Origin of the sequence: Bifidobacterium adolescentis ATCC 15703 (assembly GCF_000010425.1) — a bacterium.
Lineage (GTDB): Bacteria > Actinomycetota > Actinomycetes > Actinomycetales > Bifidobacteriaceae > Bifidobacterium > Bifidobacterium adolescentis.
This window is the reverse complement of the sequence record NC_008618.1, coordinates 741907-761465: the sequence shown is the minus strand read 5'-3', so window position 1 is coordinate 761465 and position 19559 is coordinate 741907. Positions and strand designations below refer to the sequence as shown.

Annotated in this window: 14 protein-coding genes; 7 read left to right on the top strand and 7 right to left on the bottom strand. The window is 60.0% G+C overall.

Annotated elements, in window-relative coordinates; genetic code table 11:
• The first annotated feature begins 86 nt into the window (after positions 1-86).
• Together BAD_RS03225 and BAD_RS03220 are read left to right on the top strand one after the other, a co-directional pair.
• Positions 87-2696 (top strand): sensor histidine kinase, encoded by a 2610-nt coding sequence (locus BAD_RS03225; RefSeq protein ID WP_011743040.1) that lies wholly within the window; start codon positions 87-89, stop codon positions 2694-2696.
• Between the two features lie 76 nt (positions 2697-2772).
• The gene (locus BAD_RS03220) at positions 2773-3522 is read left to right on the top strand and encodes a response regulator (protein ID WP_011743039.1); all 750 of its coding nucleotides are present in this window, start codon (positions 2773-2775) and stop codon (positions 3520-3522) included.
• 66 nt (positions 3523-3588) lie between these two features.
• Here the strand turns inward: BAD_RS03220 and BAD_RS03215 are convergent, their stop codons facing one another.
• The 7 genes from BAD_RS03215 to BAD_RS03185 form a co-directional block, all read right to left on the bottom strand.
• Complete coding sequence (locus BAD_RS03215) at positions 3589-6234, bottom strand: ABC transporter permease (protein ID WP_011743038.1); 2646 nt, start codon at positions 6232-6234, stop codon at positions 3589-3591.
• 57 nt (positions 6235-6291) lie between these two features.
• On the bottom strand, positions 6292-7083 hold the full coding sequence (locus tag BAD_RS03210) for an ABC transporter ATP-binding protein (protein ID WP_011743037.1): 792 nt from the start codon (positions 7081-7083) through the stop codon (positions 6292-6294).
• A 132-nt stretch (positions 7084-7215) separates the two neighbouring features.
• Positions 7216-8235, bottom strand: a complete 1020-nt coding sequence (locus tag BAD_RS03205) for an Lrp/AsnC family transcriptional regulator (protein ID WP_011743036.1) — start codon at positions 8233-8235, stop codon at positions 7216-7218.
• Positions 8236-8244: 9 nt separating this feature from the next.
• Positions 8245-9057: an energy-coupling factor transporter transmembrane component T family protein gene (locus BAD_RS03200; RefSeq protein WP_011743035.1), complete on the bottom strand. Its 813-nt coding sequence runs from the start codon at positions 9055-9057 to the stop codon at positions 8245-8247.
• Positions 9057-10682, bottom strand: a complete 1626-nt coding sequence (locus BAD_RS03195) for an ABC transporter ATP-binding protein (RefSeq protein WP_011743034.1) — start codon at positions 10680-10682, stop codon at positions 9057-9059. Before BAD_RS03195 ends, BAD_RS03200 begins: the two co-directional genes overlap by 1 nt.
• 157 nt (positions 10683-10839) lie before the next feature.
• Positions 10840-11391 (bottom strand): ECF transporter S component, encoded by a 552-nt coding sequence (locus BAD_RS03190; protein WP_041777277.1) that lies wholly within the window; start codon positions 11389-11391, stop codon positions 10840-10842.
• A 233-nt stretch (positions 11392-11624) separates the two neighbouring features.
• Entirely contained in the window at positions 11625-12935 is a 1311-nt protein-coding gene (locus BAD_RS03185; protein WP_003808765.1) for an O-acetylhomoserine aminocarboxypropyltransferase/cysteine synthase family protein, read from the bottom strand.
• A 330-nt stretch (positions 12936-13265) separates the two neighbouring features.
• Between BAD_RS03185 and BAD_RS03180 the strand changes: the two genes are divergently transcribed.
• The 5 genes from BAD_RS03180 (at position 13266) to BAD_RS03160 (ending at position 19518) form a co-directional block, all read left to right on the top strand.
• Positions 13266-14141 carry a PfkB family carbohydrate kinase gene (locus BAD_RS03180; RefSeq protein ID WP_003808760.1) on the top strand — a complete coding sequence of 292 codons (876 nt, stop codon included), beginning with the start codon at positions 13266-13268 and terminating at the stop codon, positions 14139-14141.
• A gap of 169 nt (positions 14142-14310) precedes the next feature.
• Complete coding sequence (locus BAD_RS03175; protein WP_003808759.1) at positions 14311-14763, top strand: YraN family protein; 453 nt, start codon at positions 14311-14313, stop codon at positions 14761-14763.
• Complete coding sequence (locus BAD_RS03170; protein ID WP_011743032.1) at positions 14763-16292, top strand: YifB family Mg chelatase-like AAA ATPase; 1530 nt, start codon at positions 14763-14765, stop codon at positions 16290-16292. The genes BAD_RS03175 and BAD_RS03170 overlap by 1 nt, the downstream gene beginning before the upstream one ends.
• The gene (locus BAD_RS03165; RefSeq protein ID WP_011743031.1) at positions 16289-17593 is read left to right on the top strand and encodes a DNA-processing protein DprA; all 1305 of its coding nucleotides are present in this window, start codon (positions 16289-16291) and stop codon (positions 17591-17593) included. The genes BAD_RS03170 and BAD_RS03165 overlap by 4 nt, the downstream gene beginning before the upstream one ends.
• A 68-nt stretch (positions 17594-17661) precedes the next feature.
• A complete protein-coding gene (locus BAD_RS03160; protein WP_011743030.1) occupies positions 17662-19518 on the top strand; it encodes an FAD-binding protein in 1857 nt (618 codons plus the stop codon).
• The last annotated feature ends 41 nt before the right edge of the window (positions 19519-19559 follow it).

Genomic DNA, 19559 nt, shown 5'->3' with positions numbered 1-19559 from the left:
TACCTCACAAAAGCGGCTTTATCTTACCGCTATTTCATTCCTGCGCATGATGGCGTCACAGCATATCTGGCGCTAGGGTGGAACGTATGTCGAATTTCAAACAGCGTCTCTTGTCATGGATGCATGGCCATGTTTTCGCCGGCGATCTCATCATCACGCTTGTTATAGGTGTTCTGCTGTTCGGCGTGACCGGCGGCATCACCTATAATCCGGGATTGCTGTTTGACCTTAAGCCTTCCACGCAGATGGCATGGGAAGCGGCAATGCTTATTCCACTGCTGATCCGTCGATGGCGGCCGCAGACCGGAGCGTTGCTCTGCGTGGCATTGACCTTGGCGCATCTCATATTCGGCCCTTGCCTGTTGGGCGCCGATATTCTGGCATTGTTCATGCTGTATTCGGTGATCATCTACGGCAATCCCAAAAACACGAAAGCCTTCATTATTCTGGCGTTGATCATCGGTCTTCTGGCTTCGGCGCTGGTGGCATGGACCATGACCAATGGACCATTGCTCACCGGAGGCAAAGTGCATACATGGAGCAGCTGGAATGACCCAAATCCAAATGGCGTTATGGTCACGAAAGACACTCTCGGTTCCATCTACACAGGAACATCCATGTCGGAAGTCGCCGACATGATGGCGCAATACATGCTGGTACTGACGCCGATTTTCGAAGTATGCATTATTTCCACCGTCATTGTAGCGTTCTGGCAGCGTGCCCGTCTGGCAACCGTTTGCATGATGCGGGAACGCAATGAGGCAATCGCCGCGCGAGACCAGAATGAACGCGATATCGCCGCGTTAGCGGAACGCGCACGCATCGCACGTGACATGCACGATGTGGTGGCGCACACCCTGTCAATCATCATCGTGCAGTCTGATGGCGGTCGCTATGCAGGCACGCATGATCCCGCGGTGGCCAGAAACACCATGGAGACGATTCGACACGAATCGGAACGCGCACTGCATGACATGCAACGTCTTCTGGGAGTATTCGGGGGTTCACCGCACGCCGATTATAACGATATCGGCAATCTTGTGGAACAAGCGCAAAACGTCTCCCCCGACATTCGAATCCGACGGAATATCACCGGCACCGCCAGCCCAGAACAACTCGGCGAACAAGCCTCGATAGCTTCCTACCATGTAGTGCAGGAGGCGCTGACGAATATCCGCAAGTATGCGGGGCCGCACGTCGATGTACATATTAAAGAGTCATGGAACAACGGTTTGCTCACTTTGACCATCACCGACAATGGTCATGGCGCGGCGGCCAATATCGACGGGCATACGCCAGGTTACGGCCTGCTGGGCATGAAAGAACGCATCGAATCGGCCGGAGGCTCGTTGCAGGCTGGCCCTCAACTCGGCGGAGGCTTCGAAGTCATGGCCACCCTGCCTTACGGCGGTAAAGAACAGGTGACAGAAGAAACCGGCGAACAGTATGCCTCGGAACAGTCCGAATCTTGCAACACAACTGCCATATCCAGCAAAGCGAAACTATCCGACGAAGCAATCGCACCTCACACAGTCGTCAACATATCGGCGCGAATCCCAGATCAGCCATCGGAGCAGACGCAGGAAACCAACCAACCGACCGGTCGCGATCATCGTTCGAATGCCCTGCAACATTTGCGCATCACCGCACCCAATCTGCATGATTTGCTCAAATCGTTGAAACTGAAATCCGTAGAACTTGCAAATACATCCAATTCGCGAGGGCTGAATTGGGTGGAACGCGTTTCCGCGTGGACGCAGCACCATTATGCGCTCATGGATTCCGTTGGTGCCGTGGCATTGGTCATGCTGCTGAATCGCATGTCGGTTACGTTCTTTTTTGATAGTTCACCTCATGCGCAGCTCTCAAATGCGATCGCCGCATGCTGCTTGCTGGCGCTGGCTCTTCGACGCAGGTTCCCCGAGACTTGCGCGCTTATTGTGTTCGTATTGTCGGTTGTGCAATTGGTGTTTTTGGGATCGATTGAGGTCGGGCACATCGTAGCGTCGCTGTGCGCACTGTATTCAGCCGTATTGTATGGGCGTGAACACGCATGGCGTTGGACCGGTCTTGCCGCTGTCACCTGTTCAGCTCTGATGGGCTTGAAAATCGCAGCCGACCAACATGGATATGCTACCTTGTTCGACGCTATCGCCGCTTCCGTGGGCTTGACAAAACCGGTTTCAGCCACGTCAAGCAGTACTGCGGCGTTTTTTACCGGCGTTATGTATACGGTTGCGGTGTTGATACTGTGCGCCGGCATTATGGCATGGGCGCGTTGGACTCGCTCCAGTGATTCAAACGCACTGGTGTTGCAGGCGCGAGAGGAAGCGCTGGTGGCCGAGCAGGAGAAGCAGCGTATTCTCGCGGCGAATATGGAACGCGACCGTATCAGTGCCAGCATTCAGGCTGAAGTCACCGCCACGCTGAACAGCGTGATTAGTCAAGCCGTCGATGGTATCCGCATGTTGGACGCTGCCGAAGCACAAGGCAAAGAGCCTACTGCCGACGAGATTTCCGCAGCGTTCAAAGCCATCGGAGAACAGGGGCGCGCCGCGCTTAAGCGTATGCGCGAACTGCTCGGAGTGCTTCGTGAGACTGGTTTCAGCGATGACGCTCATGCCGGTAGCGCGAGCGAACTGCAGTTGAGGCCCGCAGCACCGCTGGAGGAGCAGCTGCAGCGCGCGTCTCGATAGCCGGTTCAAGTTTTTCAGGGAGATTTAAGGGGTTGTTTCGCGCTGTGAGCGGAACGATGCCGATAAGGTGGAGAGTATGAGTGAAGAACAGAAGATTCGTGTGGTCATCGCCGATGATCAGGAATTGGTACGTGCCGGTTTCGCGATGGTGATCGGCTCGCAACCGGATATGGCGGTTGTCGGCCAGGCGCGCGATGGCGCGGAAGCGGTGGCTTTGGCGGAGACGCTGCATCCCGACGTGGTGCTGATGGATGTGCGTATGCCCGGTATGGACGGCATTGAGGCGACACGTCGGATCAGCGCGTTGCAGCATCGTTTCGCACCCGATGGCAGCGCGCTTGACGATGCGCATACCCGTGTGATCATTCTGACGACATTCGATTTGGACGAATACGTGATGGCCGCGATCAACGCCGGCGCGTCCGGCTTCCTGCTGAAGGACACGGAACCGGAGACGCTGCTCAATTCGATTCGCACCGTGTACCAAGGCAACGCGATCATCGCGCCATCCGCCACGAAACGGCTTATAGAGAAGATGATGGATGGCGATTTCGCAGGAACGGCCGCCGCAGCGCCCGTTTCCGCAACGTCCGCTTCCGCTTCGACGGCAACTATGTACACCGATCCGGAATTGGACGAACTGACCGACCGCGAGCGCGAGGTGCTCATCGAAATCGCGCATGGCCTGTCGAATCAGGAGATCGCGGACAAGCTGTTCATCAGCCTGCCTACCGTGAAAACGCATGTCGCGCATATCCTGTCGAAAATCAATGCGCGCGACCGCGTCCAAGCCGTCGTGTTCGCCTACGAAAACCATCTCGTATAAAATCTTCATAAAACGTATTCGGCAACAAAAATGCTCCTTCTTTCGAAGGAGCATTCCGTTTATCGCCTAAGCTTCTGCGAGCGCCTCAACAGGCGGTACTTTGACCGCTCTGCGGGCAGGTGCGATGCTGGCGAGCAACGCAGCCACGGCGGCCACGGCGAGCACGATGCCGTTGACGCCCCATTCGAAGGGGAACACCACGGTGCCGTACAGGCTGAACACCACGTATGCGCCCAGCCAGCCGAACAATGTGCCGAGCAGGATGCCGGCGATGCCGGAGACGAGCGAGATGAGCAGCGCTTCGATGGCGAGCGATGCCCTGAGCTGGCCGCGGGTCATGCCGATGGCGCGCAGGGTGGCCGATTCGCGGGTGCGTTCGATCACCGACAGGGACAGCGTGTTCGCCACGCCGATCAAGGCGACCAGCACCGCCACGGCGATCAGCCCCACCATGAGCATCATCATGGAGTCGATCATCTGCGCCCAGGTGACACGTTCGGCGATCGGACCGGACACCGCCGCGTCCGCGCTCTTCGACAATGCCGACTGGATGCCGTCGTACAGGTCGTTCACGGACGTTCCGGATTGGTCGGTGTCGGCTTTCACCAGCAGCATGTGCGTTGTGGTGTCGAGGTCGCCGTTGGCGAAGTGCCGTTCGTCGACGAATCCGACGGCGCCGTAACTGTCGAAAATGCGCCGATAGTCGCGTTGCGTGACATGCAAGGTCAGCGGACGCGTCATGTCGCCGTTCTTATTCCTGGTGGTGTCGAACTCGGCTTTGCCGTTGGCGAAGGCGAGTTTCTTGCCGGTCTGCGCATTGTATGAGGGCATGAGCACGTCGTCCGCGCTGAGGCTGGTGTCGCCGAGGTCGACGCGCATCACATGCTTGACCTGGTCGATGTTCTTCACACCGATGAGCAGCACGGTGGTCGGTTTGGCAGCGTCCGTACCATTCAATGTCACGGATGCGGCCGGCGCGTACACAGTGTCGGTCACACCTTTGATGCCGGCGACCTTGTCCGCCATTCCTTGGGTCAGGTCTTCGCCGGAGGCGACGACGTCGACGCTGTAGCGGGTGGCGAGCGTGTTGTTCATGGTTTGTTTGACGCTGGCCGCTCCGGTGGCGATGGTGGAGACCAAGGTCACGCCGATGAGCAGGGCCGCGCCTGTAGCTGCGATGCGTCGCGGATTCTTCTGTATGTTGCCGTGCGCGATTTTCGCGGACGGCCCGGCAAGCGACACCAACGTTCCGGCGCCTTTCATCAGTGCGGGCAGCCAGAAGACGGCGGTGAGCACCATGCCGAGGAATATGAGCGCGGCGCCGGCAATGGCGATCAGCACCGCCATTGTGAATTCGTTGGCTTGAGCCGTCTGTCCGCCGTTGGTGGATTGAATGCGCCAGACTGAGAACACCGCCATCGCAATGCCTGCGACGACCATCAGAATGCCGAGAACGGCGCGTACGATGCCGGCGCGCTTGGTGTCAGTCAGTTCGATCGGGCGCAGGGCCTCCAGCGGGGTCACCGAGGTGGCGGAACGTGCGGAGCCGAGGGCTGCGAGCATGGTCATGATGATGCCGAAGATGATCGGCACGACGAACACCTGCCAGGAGAAGATGAGCCGCATGCCCTGCCGTATGACGTTGCCGGCGCACATGCCCCACATGATGAGGCTGCCGAACGCCACGCCAAGCACGGACGAGATCAGGCCGAGCGCACAGGCTTCGAACAGGACGGAACGGTACAGTTGTCCCTTCTTCGCGCCGATGGTGCGCAGCAGGGCGAGCGTGCGTCGGCGTTGCGCGACAAGCACCTGGAAGGTGTTGGCGATCACGAGCGCGGCGACGAACATGGCGAGGATGCCGAAGCACATAAGAAATATGGTGACGACGTTGGTGCCGTTGCCGCCCAACGATTTGACGGCCTCGTCGCTGACATTCTGGCGCGAGCTCAATTCGTAGTGCGCGGGCAGCAGTTTCTGTGCGTCGTTGAGGGTTTTCGCGGCGACGGTGTTGCCGTCCATGGCGAAATCGAAGTAGACGGCGGTGGCGTTGACCGCGTTGAAATCGTCCGCGCCTTGCATCAGTGCGATGAGATTGTCCGAGCCGACGATCGCGCCGCCGTAGAACGAGTACGCGCCTTCCGGATCGGCGGTCAGGCCCACCACGCGCACGTCGTTCGCTTTGGTTTTACCGCCGGTTTCGGTCGTGGCGTATCGGGACGTCAGCGTCACCGTGTCGCCGACGTTCACGCCCAACGTTTTCGCCGTCTGCTCAGGCAACGCGATTTCGTTGGCATCCTTGGGCTGGCTGCCTTGCGATATGCGCACCGGCAGCATCGACGCGTCGGATGCGCCGGTGATCAGTTCGCCGCTGACGTTGTCGTCGTCGCTGGAGACGGTGACGGCGCTTTCCGACGCGACGCGCACGGCTTTCACACCTTCCACGGCTTTCAGCTGGTCGACGTGGAAATCGCCGACGGTGACGGAATACGCTTTGTCGATTTCCTTATCGCTGAGGCCATCGACGTTCGCGGTGGCGGCATAGTTGGCGCCACCGAACATGGCGGTCATCTGTCGGGCGAGCGAATCGCCCATGGCGTTGCCGAACAGGAAGGTGCTGGCGATGAACGCCGTGCCGATCAGGATGGCGATGCCGGCGGGGATGAGCATGCGCTTGGTTTTACGCATGAGTTTCAAAGTGATGGACCACATGGGAGTTCGGTTTCCTTCTTCAAGTACATTTTGCGAAAGCGGGTTTTACGAAATGCGTCAGCCGGCGTGGCGGGCGGGGTATATGGTCTGCGTGGCCGATTCGCGCTCCTTCATCAGCAGATCGTTCATCTGCTCGGCGCTTGGCTGGTCGACGTCGGCCACAATCTGCCCGTCGGCGAACACGATGGCGCGGTCCGCGTAGGAGGCTGCGACGGCATCGTGGGTGACCATGATGATGGTCTGGCCGAGTTCGTTCACGGAGCGTTTGAGGAAGCTCAATACTTCCGCGCTGGACACGGAGTCGAGGTTGCCGGTCGGTTCGTCGGCGAACACGAGCTGCGGCTTGGTGATGAGCGCGCGTGCGATGGCGACGCGCTGCTGCTGGCCACCGGACAGTTCGTTCGGACGATGGTTCAGACGCTCCTTCAGTCCAAGCGTTTCGACCAGCAGGTTGAGCCACTGGCGGTCCGGCTTCTCGCCGGCAAGGGTAAGCGGCATGACGATGTTCTGTTCGGCGGTGAACATCGGCAGCAGGTTGAAGCTTTGGAAGATGAAGCCGATCTGGTGACGGCGCAGCAATGTCAGCTGGTCATCGTTCATACGGGTCAGGTCCTTGCCATCGAACATGATGTGGCCGCTGGTGGCCGAGTCAAGGCCGGCCAGAGTGTGCATCAGCGTGGATTTGCCAGAACCGGACGGTCCCATAATCGCCGTGAATTTTCCTTTTTCGAAAGCGACGTTGACGCCACGCAACGCATGCACCGTGTTATTTCCGGAACCGTAGTCCTTCACAAGATCCACTGCTGCAATGGCCGTATTGGTAGCTTTGATGGTGTCCCTGATATCCATGCTGTCATTCCTTTCTTTGGATTACCTCCAAAATTACGGAAAAACAGCTGATTCGAATATCATGCGTTGGTCTGAATTATCATCTCATCCTTGAGAATGAGCAAAAATGAGACGCCCCATGCCATTGATTCATCAATCGTCGAGGAGCACACCATCCTGCGGAGGTTCGAGCCAGTACGACTCTTTTTCCACGCTGACGGTGGAAGCCCACCAGGCCTGCTCCACGCCTGGCAATGGTCGAATAGACTCGTCCACCACGCGCCATAGGTCCTCGTCGGTGTCGGCGATGACCTCGATCAGGTAATCGGCGCCGTTCAATCCGACGCCGCTCATCGCATACGTCACCTCATCGATCGCCAGCAGCTGTTCGGTGTCGAGCCGATAAGGCGGTTTCACACCGAGGCCGAGGAACGCTTGACGGAATCCACCCAAACGCATGGGGCTGACGGTGGCCATGATGCGCATCACGCCGGATTCCTCCAGCTTCTTGATGCGCCCACGAATCGCGGTATGCGTCACGCCAAGCCGCTCCCCCAACGTCGCATAGCTGGCTCTGCCGTCATGCTGCAACTCGTTGAACGTACGCACGAAGCGCATATCCAGACGGTGTGCGGGAATGCCAGTGCCAACGCTCGCCTCACGTTTGGTCAGGAAACCGGTCTCGCCATGCGCGGCCAGGAGCCGGTTGACCACGCTGACGTTGTGGTCGTCAAGTACCAGCCGTCCGCAGGAGAACACCTGCAGACGTGTCAATCCCGGCAATGCGCGCAGATCATGCTTAAGGAAATGGTCCATGCCTTCGGCGGAATACACGACGGCTTCGGCGATGATGTCGGCATCGCCCAACGCGCAGACCACATACGTGACCTGCGGCATGGATTTGAGCATGGCAAGCGCCTTGTCGAGGTTGCCGTTGATGCGCAGGCCCACCAGCACCTGGCTGTAGTTGCCTAGGTTCAACGGATTGCATACCGGCACGATGCTCATGATGTTGGATTCCGTAAGCCTGCGGTAGCTTTCCGTAGCCGCGTATACGGAAATGCCGACCTTGTCGGCAAGCGCCTGCATGGTCATGCGGCCGTCGCATTGCAGGGCCGAGACCACTTTCAGGTCGCGTGCGGTGATGGTGATGCGTTGTTCGTTCTGGAACATTGGCCTACCTCAGAACTGCCACAGCATCAGCCAGATGCTGCCTGTCGTCGCGGCGGCAGTGACCGCAAGGATGATCCAATCGGAGAGTCTCATCTTCAGCTGTATGCGGTAGGTGCGTCTCACGCCTTGGAGGTTGAGCCCGCGCGATTCCATAGCCCAGCCGACGCTTTGGCTCATTTTGTAGGCGCGGATCAGCACCGCGATGATGATGGGCAGATACGATTTGAACCGGTCCACCAAGCGTACGAATACGTTGCGTTTCTTGCCGGTGGCGTCTTTCTTGCCGTTCAAGTCGAGTCCGCGGGCCCGTTGCGCGGCCGATACGGATTGGAAGATGGAGAAGAACACCGGAATGTAGCGCAGCGCGGTGGCGAGCGTGAGTCCGGCCTTGTACGGCATGCCCAGGGAGGTGAGCCCTCGGATCAGCTTGGTCTGGCTGGTGGTGAACAACGTGAGGAAGCACGCGAATCCGAGCGCCGGAATGCGCAATCCCATCACCGCGGCCATGACGAGGTTCTCTCGCGTGAGTTTCAGCCATCCCCACTGCCACAGCACGTGCGTGCCGGATGGGTCGAAAATCGGCCAGAGCACCACGATGAACACGATGATCACGGCGAGGATCTTCCACACCCAGCCGATGCGTTTCAGCGGCACGCCGTCGGTGATGAGCATGAGATGTTCGATGATCAGAACGTCAAGTATGAACGCCCAGTTGCGCCATACCAGGCACAACACCAACATGACCACGGTGATGAGGAATTTCACACGGGGGTCGGCGCGATGCAGCCAGCCGTCGCCCGGTACATACAAATCGGCGTCCATCAGTGTCGTCCTTCCTCATGCTTGGTGACTTTCAGCAGCACATGCGTCGCCGAAACGGGCCCATTGGATTTACGCGGTTTGCGGATGGTCCGAGATTGCTTCTGCGCCGCTTCGGACCTGTCGATCGGCCCATACTGCACGACTTTTCCGTCCTCCAATTCCAGCACATGCGTGCAGTACCGGTATACCGCGCGCATGTCGTGGCTGATCATGACGATGGTGACGCCGCGCTGGTTGAGTTTCTCGATGGTGCCGAGGAAGCGTGCTGCGAGACGGTGGTCGAGACCGGCCGTAGGCTCGTCGAGCACGAGGATCGGCGTGCGCATTGCAAGCACGGATGACAGCGCCACCGCACGGCGTTCGCCGTAGCCGAGCGTGGCCGGCGAGACGTCTTCATAACGGTGCAGGTCGAACAGCGTCAGCATCTCGTCGACGCGTTTGAACACGGTGGCTCCGTCCAGTCCAAGCGCGGTAGGACCGAATGCGATTTCCTCCTTGGTGGTGGAGCAGAAGATCTGATGGTCGGGATTCTGGAAGACGAATCCGACGTGGGCCGCCATTTCGCCGACGCTGTGTTTGGAGGCGTCGAGCCCATCCACCGTCACCGTGCCCTGCGTGGGTCGGATCAGTCCGTTCAGATGTTTGGCGAGTGTGGTCTTGCCGGAGCCGTTACGTCCGATGAGTCCGATGAATGAGCCACGTTCGATGTCGAACGTCACGTCGTCCAGAGCTTTCGATGCATTGCCGCCGCGCTCATATTGGTAGGAGACATGGTCCAGGCTGATGACCACGTCCTTGGACCGTTCCGGCTGATTCTTTTTGTCCTTCTTATGCTTTTTGCCCTGCTGTACGGCCTTGACCTGCGGCAGCGGATCGTCCGCGACCTGCACGCCGGAGGATTCCAGCAGTCCTTTTTCACGGACGAACAGGCTGGCGTCGCCGTTGCGCACCAATTCCCCATTGACCATGAACAATACTTGGTCGGCCCAATAGGCGATATGCTCCGTGTCCTGTTCCGCCATGATCACCGTCATGGAACGGGTCTGCCGGATGCGTTCAAGCACATCGAAGACTTCCTGCTTGCCTTCCGGATCGAGCGCCGCAGTCGGTTCGTCAAGGATGAGCACGTCGGGTTCCGCCGCCAATGCCGCCGCGATGGCCACACGCTGCATCTGCCCGCCCGACAGGCTGGCCGGCACGCGCTTGCGGTAGCCGGTCATGCCGACCAGATCGAGCATGACGTCGATCTGCTTGTCGATGATGTCCGGTGCGATGCCGCGGTTTTCCAAAGGAAAGGCGATCTCATCCTCAACGCTCGCGCAGAACAGCTGCGCTTCGGGATCCTGCTGCACGTAGCCGATACGTTCGGACAACGCCGATACGGAATGACGGCTGGTGTTCATGCCGTTGACTTCCACCAGTCCGGTCATGGTGCCGTCCGCCAGATTCGGGATGATTCCGGCCAAAGCCATGCACAGGGTGGATTTGCCGGCGCCGGTCGGTCCGATGACGCCCACGAACGAGCCTGATTTGATATCGAAGCTGACATGCTTGAGGCTATCCACCGGCTTGCCGCCATCCACCAATGGCTCATACTGCCAACTCAAATCACGTACCGTGATCATGCGCTCTTCTCCATATCTTTCAGCACATCAGCCCATTGCACCGGCCGCGAACACAGCCACTACGGATACTATATGAACGAATATGTATAAATAAAGCCCGTGGAATCGCCGTTCATCGGTGAACCCACGGGCTTTATTTATGCAAGACAATAATGTATCACTCGCCGGCCTTGACGCTGAGGTTGCCGAGTCGCACCAGCGGCGGATAAGCCTTGCGCACTGCGGAGAACAGTGCGAAGCCAACGATCAGGCCGACAACCATCTGGAATGAGTTGCCGATGATTTCGCCTAGGGCCGGACCGAAGCCGGACAGGATGCCGCCGGCGATGAAGTAGCCGAACACCTTCCACACGCCGGCCACCAGAGAGCCGATGACGACGTTGGCCGGTTTGAATTCACGGACCAGCAGACCCACGAGCACCGCCTGCAGACCGTCGATGATGAAGGTGAAGATTGCCCACTGCGGGTATCCCGAGATGAGGTCGGACAACGCCGGTCCAAGACCGCCGACGATGCCGCCGACCCACGGGCCGAACGCATAGGAGCTGAAGAAAATCATCGTGTCGGACAGGTTGAGGTATCCACGGGTCGGGGTCGGAATCTTCACGAACATGGTCAGCACGGTGGTGACCGCGGTCATGATGGCGATCAACGGGATGGTGTTGACCTGAATAGCTTTCTTGATATCGTTCTTGACGTCCTGCGCCATAATACAGTCTTCTTCTCTCTTTTTTACCAAAATAGCAAAATCATCTTGCTTTTCCTACGATTTGTAAAGAAATCGCAAGGAATTTCTTTCGATGTATCAAATTGCGACATACCATATCGCAACAAGCGAAAATTTTATCCCATCCGCGTTACAAGCGCAGTGCAAAGCGGGCGGCCCGCAACACCCCCTTCTCATGGTGCAGCGGACCGCCCGACAGTTGTTTCAGACCAAAGTCACTTGGCCAGACCGGATTCGCGCAAGGCCTTGAAGCCGCTTTCGAGGTCCTCGATGATGTCGTCGATGTTCTCCAGTCCGATGGACAGGCGGATGGTGCCCTGGTGGATGCCCTGGTCCTCGAGCTCCTCCAACGTCTCCTGGGAGTGCGTGGTGGAGGCCGGGTGGATCACGAGGCTCTTGGCGTCGGCCACATTGGCCAGCAGGCTGAACAGGTGCAGGTTGTCGATGAACACGCGTGCCGCGTCCTTGCCGCCCTTGATGTCGAAGGTGAAGATGGAACCGCCGCCGTTCGGGAAGTACTTCTTGTACAGGTCGTTGTCCTTGCGGCCTTCGATGGACGGGTGGGAGATGGACTCGACCTCCGGCACGGTCTTCAGGTAGTCGATGACCTTCAGCGCGTTCTGGACGTGGCGTTCGACGCGCAGGGACAGGGTTTCGGTGCCCTGCAGCAGCAGGAAGGCCGCGAACGGGGACAGGGTGGCGCCGGTGTCGCGCAGCAGGATGGCGCGCACGCGGGTCACGAAGGCGGCGCCGCCGAGGGCCTCATAGAAGTTCAGGCCATGGTAGGACGGATCCGGCTCGGTCAGGGTCGGGAACTTGCCCGGCACTTCGGCCCAGTTGAACTTGCCGCCTTCCACGATCACGCCGCCGAGGGTGGTGCCGTGGCCGCCGATGAACTTGGTGGCGGATTCCACAACGACGTCGGCGCCGTGCTCCAGCGGGCGGAACAGGTACGGGGAGGCGAAGGTGTTGTCCACGATCACCGGCAGGTGGTGCTTGTGGGCGATGGCGGTGATGGCCTCGAAGTCGGGCAGGTCGGCGTTCGGGTTGCCGAAGGTCTCGAAGTAGACGAGCTTGGTGTTCTCCTGGATGGCGTCCTCGAACTCCTGCGGGTTCTCGGCGGAGACGAAGGTGGTGGTGATGCCGTCGCGCGGCAGGGTGTGGCGCAGCAGGTTGAAGGTGCCGCCGTACACGTTCTTGGCTGCGACGATGTGGTCGCCGGACTGGGTGATGTTGCGCACCGCGTATTCCACGGCGGCCGCGCCGGACGCGACGGCCAGGCCCGCGGTGCCGCCTTCGAGGGCCGCGATGCGGTCTTCGAACACGCCCTGGGTGGAGTTGGTCAGACGTCCGTAGATGTTGCCCGGGTCCGCCAGTCCGAAGCGGGCCTCGGCGTGGTCGAAGTTGTGGAAGACGTAGCTGGTGGTCTGGTAGATCGGCACCGCGCGGGAGTCGGTGGCCGGGTCGGCCTGCTCCTGGCCGACGTGCAGCTGCAGGGTTTCGAAACGATAGTTCTTGTTTGCCATGATGCGCTCTCCTTGGATAAGGGTTCGTTGTTCTCGTCTTGGTTGGCCACCCGCCCTGCCGTGTAGGGCGCTTGGCCAGGTGTTGGTAGCGACAATAAACCGGCCGGCGAGCGCAACGCAAGCCGAACGTTATCGCACTTGCCTATATCCCCTTATAAACCGTTGGAATCATTGGCTTTCCCCACTCCCCCAACCGTTGAAAAAACCATTCGGAACCATTCGACACGCCGAAGTCCCGCATGCCGGTGACCCACCGTGAGGAACGGATGCGCGTCAGGTCAGGGGAACGGCTAAAGTCATGGGCAGGCAAATCGCAAGAGAGGTTCCGATATGAGCGATGAGATTCTGTACGACCGTGATCCGCGGTATATTCCGCGCGTCGCCGCGGTGCATGACATGTGCGGTTATGGCAAGTGTTCGCTGACGGCGGCCATTCCGATTCTGTCGGCGGCCGGCTGCGACGTTTGTCCGGTGCCGACGGCGCTGTTTTCCGCGCACACGCGCTACGAGGTATTCACGTTCCACGATACGACCGAGATTCTGGACGGCTATCTGGACGCATGGCGTCAGGAGAACGTCGATTTGGATGGCGTCTATTCCGGTTTTCTTGGTTCCGCGGACCAGGTCGCAATCATCAAACGCCTATACGCGGAGTATCCGCATGCCTTGCGGTTGGTGGATCCGGTGATGGGCGACGGCGGAGAAATCTACGCCACGTACACTCCTGAGCTGTGTCGGGCGATGGGCACGCTGGTGGATGGCGCGGATGCGCTGATGCCGAATCTTACCGAGGCATCCATTTTGACGGGCCGTGACTATCCAGGCCAGGATATCGACGACGCGCAGGTGGATGAGATTCTTGGGGCGTTGCTTGCCGCCGGCGCGAAGAACGTGGTGCTTAAGGGCATCGATCGAGGGGATGGCATGATTCGCAACTATGTGGCGTCAGCTTCGACGGGCGTCGCCGGAAAACAGGAGCTGGCGCATGCCAAGCTGCCGTTCATGACCCACGGCACCGGCGACGCGTTCGCGTCGGCGCTGTGCGGCGCGGTGATGGCTGGCCGTCCTCTGGCCGAGGCCGCGAACATCGCCGGCGAGTTCGTCCGCCATGCGATGGAAAGCACCCAGTATCAGCCGAATCATGAGGAACGAGGCGTGAGCTTCGAACTCAATCTCGACGAATTGACCGCTTTGACCCGTCGTTGACGGTTCATCGGTCACTCTTTTCGCACAGAGGCCTTGGATCGTGTTGTGGATAGGTGTGGATAGCGTCGACTCATCCACCGACTATCCACGACACGCCCGAGATACGTAAGTTATCCACATTAGCCTATCGGCCTTGTCATGCGTGGCTTCTGTCTGTTGGACTAGGGACATGAACCATTCATCATCACATGATGTTCCGGCCCCAACGCAGCCGCCGGAGCAGATTCTCGATTCCCTAGCGCGGCGTCTGCATGACGGCACGCTGCGTTCCCGACAGATTGGCGAGCTGGGAGAACAGTACGCCGCCGCATGGTTGGAAAGCCAAGGGTGGCGGACGCTCGACCGCAACTGGCATTGCCGATACGGCGAACTCGACGTCGTGTCGCGCAATCCGATGGGCCAGATCGTTTTCGTCGAGGTCAAAACCAGACGTACGATGCGCTACGGCACCCCTCAGGAGGCGGTGACCGCTTCCAAGCAAATCAATCTGCGCCATGCCGCCGTGCAATGGCTGACGGCGCCGGAGCACCGCATGCCGAACAGTGGCGTGCGTTTTGACGTCGTCACCGTCGTGGTGCAGGGAGACAGACCTTTGCTGCATCATATCGAGGGAGCGTTCTGATGGCCATCGGCAGCGCCCTTTCCGTAGGACTGATCGGTTTGAAAGCCTTCATCGTCCAGATTCAAGCGTTCGTATCCCCTGGACTTCCCTATTTCTCCATCATCGGCCTGCCCGACACCTCATTGTCCGAGGCGCGCGAACGGGTCAAGTCGGCATGCCAGGCAAGTGGTTTCAAATGGCCGGAAACCCGTGTCACGGTCAATCTCTCCCCAGCGTCCATGCCGAAGAAAGGCTCTTCGCATGATCTGGCCATCGCGGCCAGCGTGCTCAGCGCGGCCGGCGCAATCGCCCATGACTGTCTGGCCGGCACCATCGTGCTTGGCGAGGTGAATCTTGACGGCACCGTATTGCCCATCAACGGACTGCTGCCCATCATGCTGCATGCGCGGGAGCAGGGAATCGCAACAATCATCGTGCCTTACGCCAACCTTGATGAGGCCCGTCTCGTTCCGGATGTCAAGGCGATCGGCGTGAGGCATGTCGGAGAGCTCATCGAACTGATGGGAGGCGATGCGGACTACCGGATTCCCGAAGCCACGCATGCCGTGAACGCCGATGTCGGCGCCACGGGCATGTGCCCTCCGCCCGGCGACATGAGCGAAGTGATGGGCCAGCAAGCGGCCAAATGGGCGTTGGAGGTGGCTGCCGCCGGAGGCCATCATCTGATGATGACCGGTCCGCCCGGCACAGGCAAGACCATGCTCGCTTCGCGCATTCCCGGCATCATGAGTCCTTTGAACGAGACGGAACAGCTTGAAGTGGCCTCGATTCGTTCGTTATGCGGCACGCTTCCCGGATACGGAATCAGCGACGTTCCACCGTTCGAGGCGCCCCACCATACCGCGTCGACCGCCGCGCTGGTGGGTGGAGGCGCAGGATTGGCCCAGCCCGGAGCCATCACCCGCGCGCATCGCGGCATCCTGTTCATGGACGAGGCTCCGGAATTCTCGGCGCGTACGCTGCAGACGCTGCGCGAACCTTTGGAATCCGGATATGTCGCGATTTCCAGAGCGAAAGGCACCACATACTATCCGGCTCGCTTCCAACTGATTATGGCGGCGAATCCCTGCCCGTGCGGCTACGCGTACGGCAACGGCGAGCGCTGCACCTGCCGAGAAAAGGACCGCGTCAAGTATTTCAGCCGGCTTTCCGGACCGATCCTCGACCGTATCGACATCCAGATCGAGGTGCCTCCGGTGGAGCGGATAAGTCCGGGGAACGCTCCCTCCGGCGATTCGAGCCATGCCATACGTCTGCGTGTCATCGTTGCCCGGCAGATGGCGCAGGAACGGTTCCGCGAATTCGGCTGGTGCTGCAACGCGCAGGCTACCAGCACCTGGCTGAGAGCCAACACCTCCCCCAAGGCCATCGAATTGGTCAACCGCGCCTTGGCGAGCGAGCGGCTGAGCCTGCGTGGCGCCGACCGTGCCATGCGGCTTGCGTGGACATTATCCGATCTGGCGGGAAAGACTTCCCCAGGACCTGAGGAAATGATGCAGGGAATATCCATGAGAACGAGGCTGGCATGATGGTGACGATCGACGACGAGACCCTGGCCCGCGCGGTGCTCACCTTCTGCCTGGACAGCGCCGACGCGATGATGTACGCGCTGGTCAAAGGCACCGGCTCCGCGGCAAGCGCGCTACAGCTGATCGCTGACAGCGGCCCTGGCAATCACGAAAATGTGACGGCCGCGGCCTGCACGTCATTGGATGCGGCGTTCATCAACGGCGTCACTCGTTGGGGACGCACCATCAACGCCCGCGGGATGGCTTCGTTCCATGGCTCGCTGGTGTCATGGCAGCAACGTCTGGCATCGTTGCCCAGCAAGGATCCGGACGCATTGCGAGACTGGTTCACAGCAGACGGCACGCAGTGGATCATCGCCCCGCATCACCCCTGTTGGCCCAGCCAACTGAACGACCTTTCACTGCGCACCGACTGGGCCTCCCCGCTCTGCCTATGGGGCAAAGGCGATCCGAAGGCGCTGGTGTCATGCCCCGAGCCGGTGGGTATCGTCGGCTCACGGGGCGTAAGCGACTACGGTAGGCAAAGCGCCCACGAGTTGGCCCTTCGGATGGCGCGTGCCGGACATCTGGTGGTATCCGGCGGCGCGCTGGGCACCGACGCCGCGGCACATTGGGGCGCGGTCAAAGCCATGGACGAAATGAGCGCCGCGCTGGCAGGACGCACCGTCGCCGTATTCGCTGGCGGACTGAACCATATCGGTCCGAAAAGCAACCAGAACCTGTTCGAGCAGATCGAAAGCCATTCGGGCGCTTTGATTTCCGAACTGTGCCCCGGAACCGTGCCGGAGGCAAGACGGTTCCTGCTGCGCAACCGTCTGATCGCGGCATTGTCATCCACTCTGATCGTGGCGCAGGCACGTGCGCGTTCCGGCGCGCTCAACACCGCAGGCTGGGCGAACGAACTCAACCGCAATCTGTTCGCCGTGCCGGGAGACATCACCATGCCGCATAACACCGGCTGCAATCGCCTTATCCAAGACGGCAGAGCCACCATCGTCTGCTCACTGGCGGAGATCGACGAACTATGCCATAGCGCGCATCGCCCGCAACATGTCGACCTGCCGGATGACACCGAACATCCGCAGGAATCGACAGATGAATCCGACGATGCCATACTCGCCGCCATTAAAACTTGCGCCGAAGCAAACGGCCACGTCTCCGCCGACAATCTGCTCGATCTAATGGACAAGACGCATCCGGGAGAATATCCCGTCTCGCGAATCATGCGCGAACTGGGCTCCTTGGAGCTTGAAGGCCGCATCAGCATGCGGTCCGGATGGATCATCGCCGAGCAGCGATAGCAGGCCCGGCACCTCCACCTCAGCCGCGTCGAACGTGCGAGGTCACACCTTGTGCGAGAATCGGTGGTATGAGTCCGAAGCATGTTGAAGATATGTATGATGCAGTGATCGTCGGCGCAGGCGCGGCCGGCCTGTCCGCAGCGTTGGGAATGCTCCGTAGCGAGCGGATGCGCCAGATGAGGGCGGACGGCATCGAACCGAACGTCCTGGTGATATCCAAACTGCAGCCGCTGCGTTCGCACACCGGCTCCGCGGAAGGCGGCATTGCGGCCAGCCTTGGCAACGTGGAGAAAGACGATTGGCATTGGCATTACTATGACACAGTCAAAGGCGGCGACTGGCTTGTCGACCAGGATGCGGCGAAGCTGCTTGCCGAACAGGCTCCTGCCACTGTGATCGCGCTGGAGCATGCCGGCGTCGCGTTCTCGCGTACCGATGACGGCCATATCGCGCAGCGCCGTTTCGGAGGCCATACCAAGGATTTCGGCAAGGAACCGGTCCGCCGCGCCGCTTATGCGGCCGACCGCATCGGGCATCAGATTCTGTTCTCGCTGTGGCAGCAGTGCGTGGCCGAGGGCGTTGAGTTCGCCGAGGAATGGTATGTGACCGATCTGGTGGTTTCCGAAGACCACGGCAAGGTCGAGGGCGTGGTGGCGTTCGACACGCACAAGGGCGAGACGCATGCCATCCACGCACGCAATGTGCTGATGGCCACTGGCGGTGCCGGCCGTCTGTTCCATACCACGTCGAATTCGTGGGATCTGACCGGTGACGGCATGGCGTTGACATTGTCCGCCGGCCTTCAGCTTGAGGATAGCGAGTTCGTGCAGTTCCATCCGACCGGTCTCGCCCATACCGGCATTCTGCTGTCTGAGGCGGCACGTGCGGAAGGCGGCATGCTGCGCAACTCCGATGGCGAGGCGTTCATGGAACATTACGCGCCGGGTCATGCCGACCTTGCCGCGCGTGATGTGGTGAGCCGTTCCATCATGGCTGAAATCGACGCCGGACGAGGAATCGCCGATCCGAAGGATCCGGATGGGCCGAAGGATTGTGTCTGGCTGGATATGACCGGCATCGATGCGGATCATATGCATGAGGTGCTGCCGCAGGTGGTGGAGACCATCGAACAGTATGCCGATCTCGATCCGACCCGCGACTATGTGCCGGTCAAACCCACCGCGCATTACACCATGGGCGGCATCCCCATCACCACCGACGGCGAAGTCTACCGTTGGGTCGATGGCGAACGCGCCGTCGTGGACGGTCTGTTCGCCGCTGGCGAATGCTCCTGCGTGTCGGTGCATGGCGCGAATCGTCTGGGCGGCAACTCGCTGTTGGACGCCTGTCTCTTCGGCACCCGTTCGGGCAAGGCGATGGCTGAACGTGTCGTCGATAATCCAGTGAACGATCCGATGGCCGAGCCTGCCGACGAAGCATCTATCGACGCGGTGTCGCAGGCTGCCGACAAGCGTTCCGCGCAGGTCAAGGAACTGTTGACGCGGCCGTCCGATGACGACGATGCGTCGTCGGACAATCCGTACCAGCTGATGGCCGATTTGGGATCCGTCATGGAGCAGGCGGTCGCGGTGCGTTGCGACCGGAACAGCATCGAACAGGCGTTGGCTACGCTGGACGATACGCTCACGCCGCGTGCCGAGGCGCTGCATGCGCATTCCGACTCCCCCACGTTCAATCAGGAAATCACCGCCATCTGGGAGGTGCGCCATCTGTTGGAGCTCGGCAAGGCCGTGCTCGCCGCCTCCGATGCGCGTCACGAATCCCGTGGATCGTTGAAGCGTCTTGATTTCCCGGAGCGTGACGACGAGCATTTCCTGGCCCATTCCATGACGGATGTTTCCTGCCAGGTCTCCTGGCAGCCGGTGCACATCGTGGACATGCCGCCAAAGGCCCGTGAATACTGACACCCTGGGCACGGCGTATGGCAGACTGGTTGACGGTTTTT

Bases quoted from the DNA above. Each gene is read 5' to 3' on its own strand.
- BAD_RS03225 (WP_011743040.1), top strand. From the start codon at position 87: ATGTCGAATTTCAAACAGCGTCTCTTGTCATGGATGCATGGCCATGTT.
- BAD_RS03220 (WP_011743039.1), top strand. From the start codon at position 2,773: ATGAGTGAAGAACAGAAGATTCGTGTGGTCATCGCCGATGATCAGGAA.
- BAD_RS03215 (WP_011743038.1), bottom strand. From the start codon at position 6,234: ATGTGGTCCATCACTTTGAAACTCATGCGTAAAACCAAGCGCATGCTC.
- BAD_RS03210 (WP_011743037.1), bottom strand. From the start codon at position 7,083: ATGGATATCAGGGACACCATCAAAGCTACCAATACGGCCATTGCAGCA.
- BAD_RS03205 (WP_011743036.1), bottom strand. From the start codon at position 8,235: ATGTTCCAGAACGAACAACGCATCACCATCACCGCACGCGACCTGAAA.
- BAD_RS03200 (WP_011743035.1), bottom strand. From the start codon at position 9,057: ATGGACGCCGATTTGTATGTACCGGGCGACGGCTGGCTGCATCGCGCC.
- BAD_RS03195 (WP_011743034.1), bottom strand. From the start codon at position 10,682: ATGATCACGGTACGTGATTTGAGTTGGCAGTATGAGCCATTGGTGGAT.
- BAD_RS03190 (WP_041777277.1), bottom strand. From the start codon at position 11,391: ATGGCGCAGGACGTCAAGAACGATATCAAGAAAGCTATTCAGGTCAAC.
- BAD_RS03185 (WP_003808765.1), bottom strand. From the start codon at position 12,935: ATGGCAAACAAGAACTATCGTTTCGAAACCCTGCAGCTGCACGTCGGC.
- BAD_RS03180 (WP_003808760.1), top strand. From the start codon at position 13,266: ATGAGCGATGAGATTCTGTACGACCGTGATCCGCGGTATATTCCGCGC.
- BAD_RS03175 (WP_003808759.1), top strand. From the start codon at position 14,311: ATGAACCATTCATCATCACATGATGTTCCGGCCCCAACGCAGCCGCCG.
- BAD_RS03170 (WP_011743032.1), top strand. From the start codon at position 14,763: ATGGCCATCGGCAGCGCCCTTTCCGTAGGACTGATCGGTTTGAAAGCC.
- BAD_RS03165 (WP_011743031.1), top strand. From the start codon at position 16,289: ATGATGGTGACGATCGACGACGAGACCCTGGCCCGCGCGGTGCTCACC.
- BAD_RS03160 (WP_011743030.1), top strand. From the start codon at position 17,662: ATGAGTCCGAAGCATGTTGAAGATATGTATGATGCAGTGATCGTCGGC.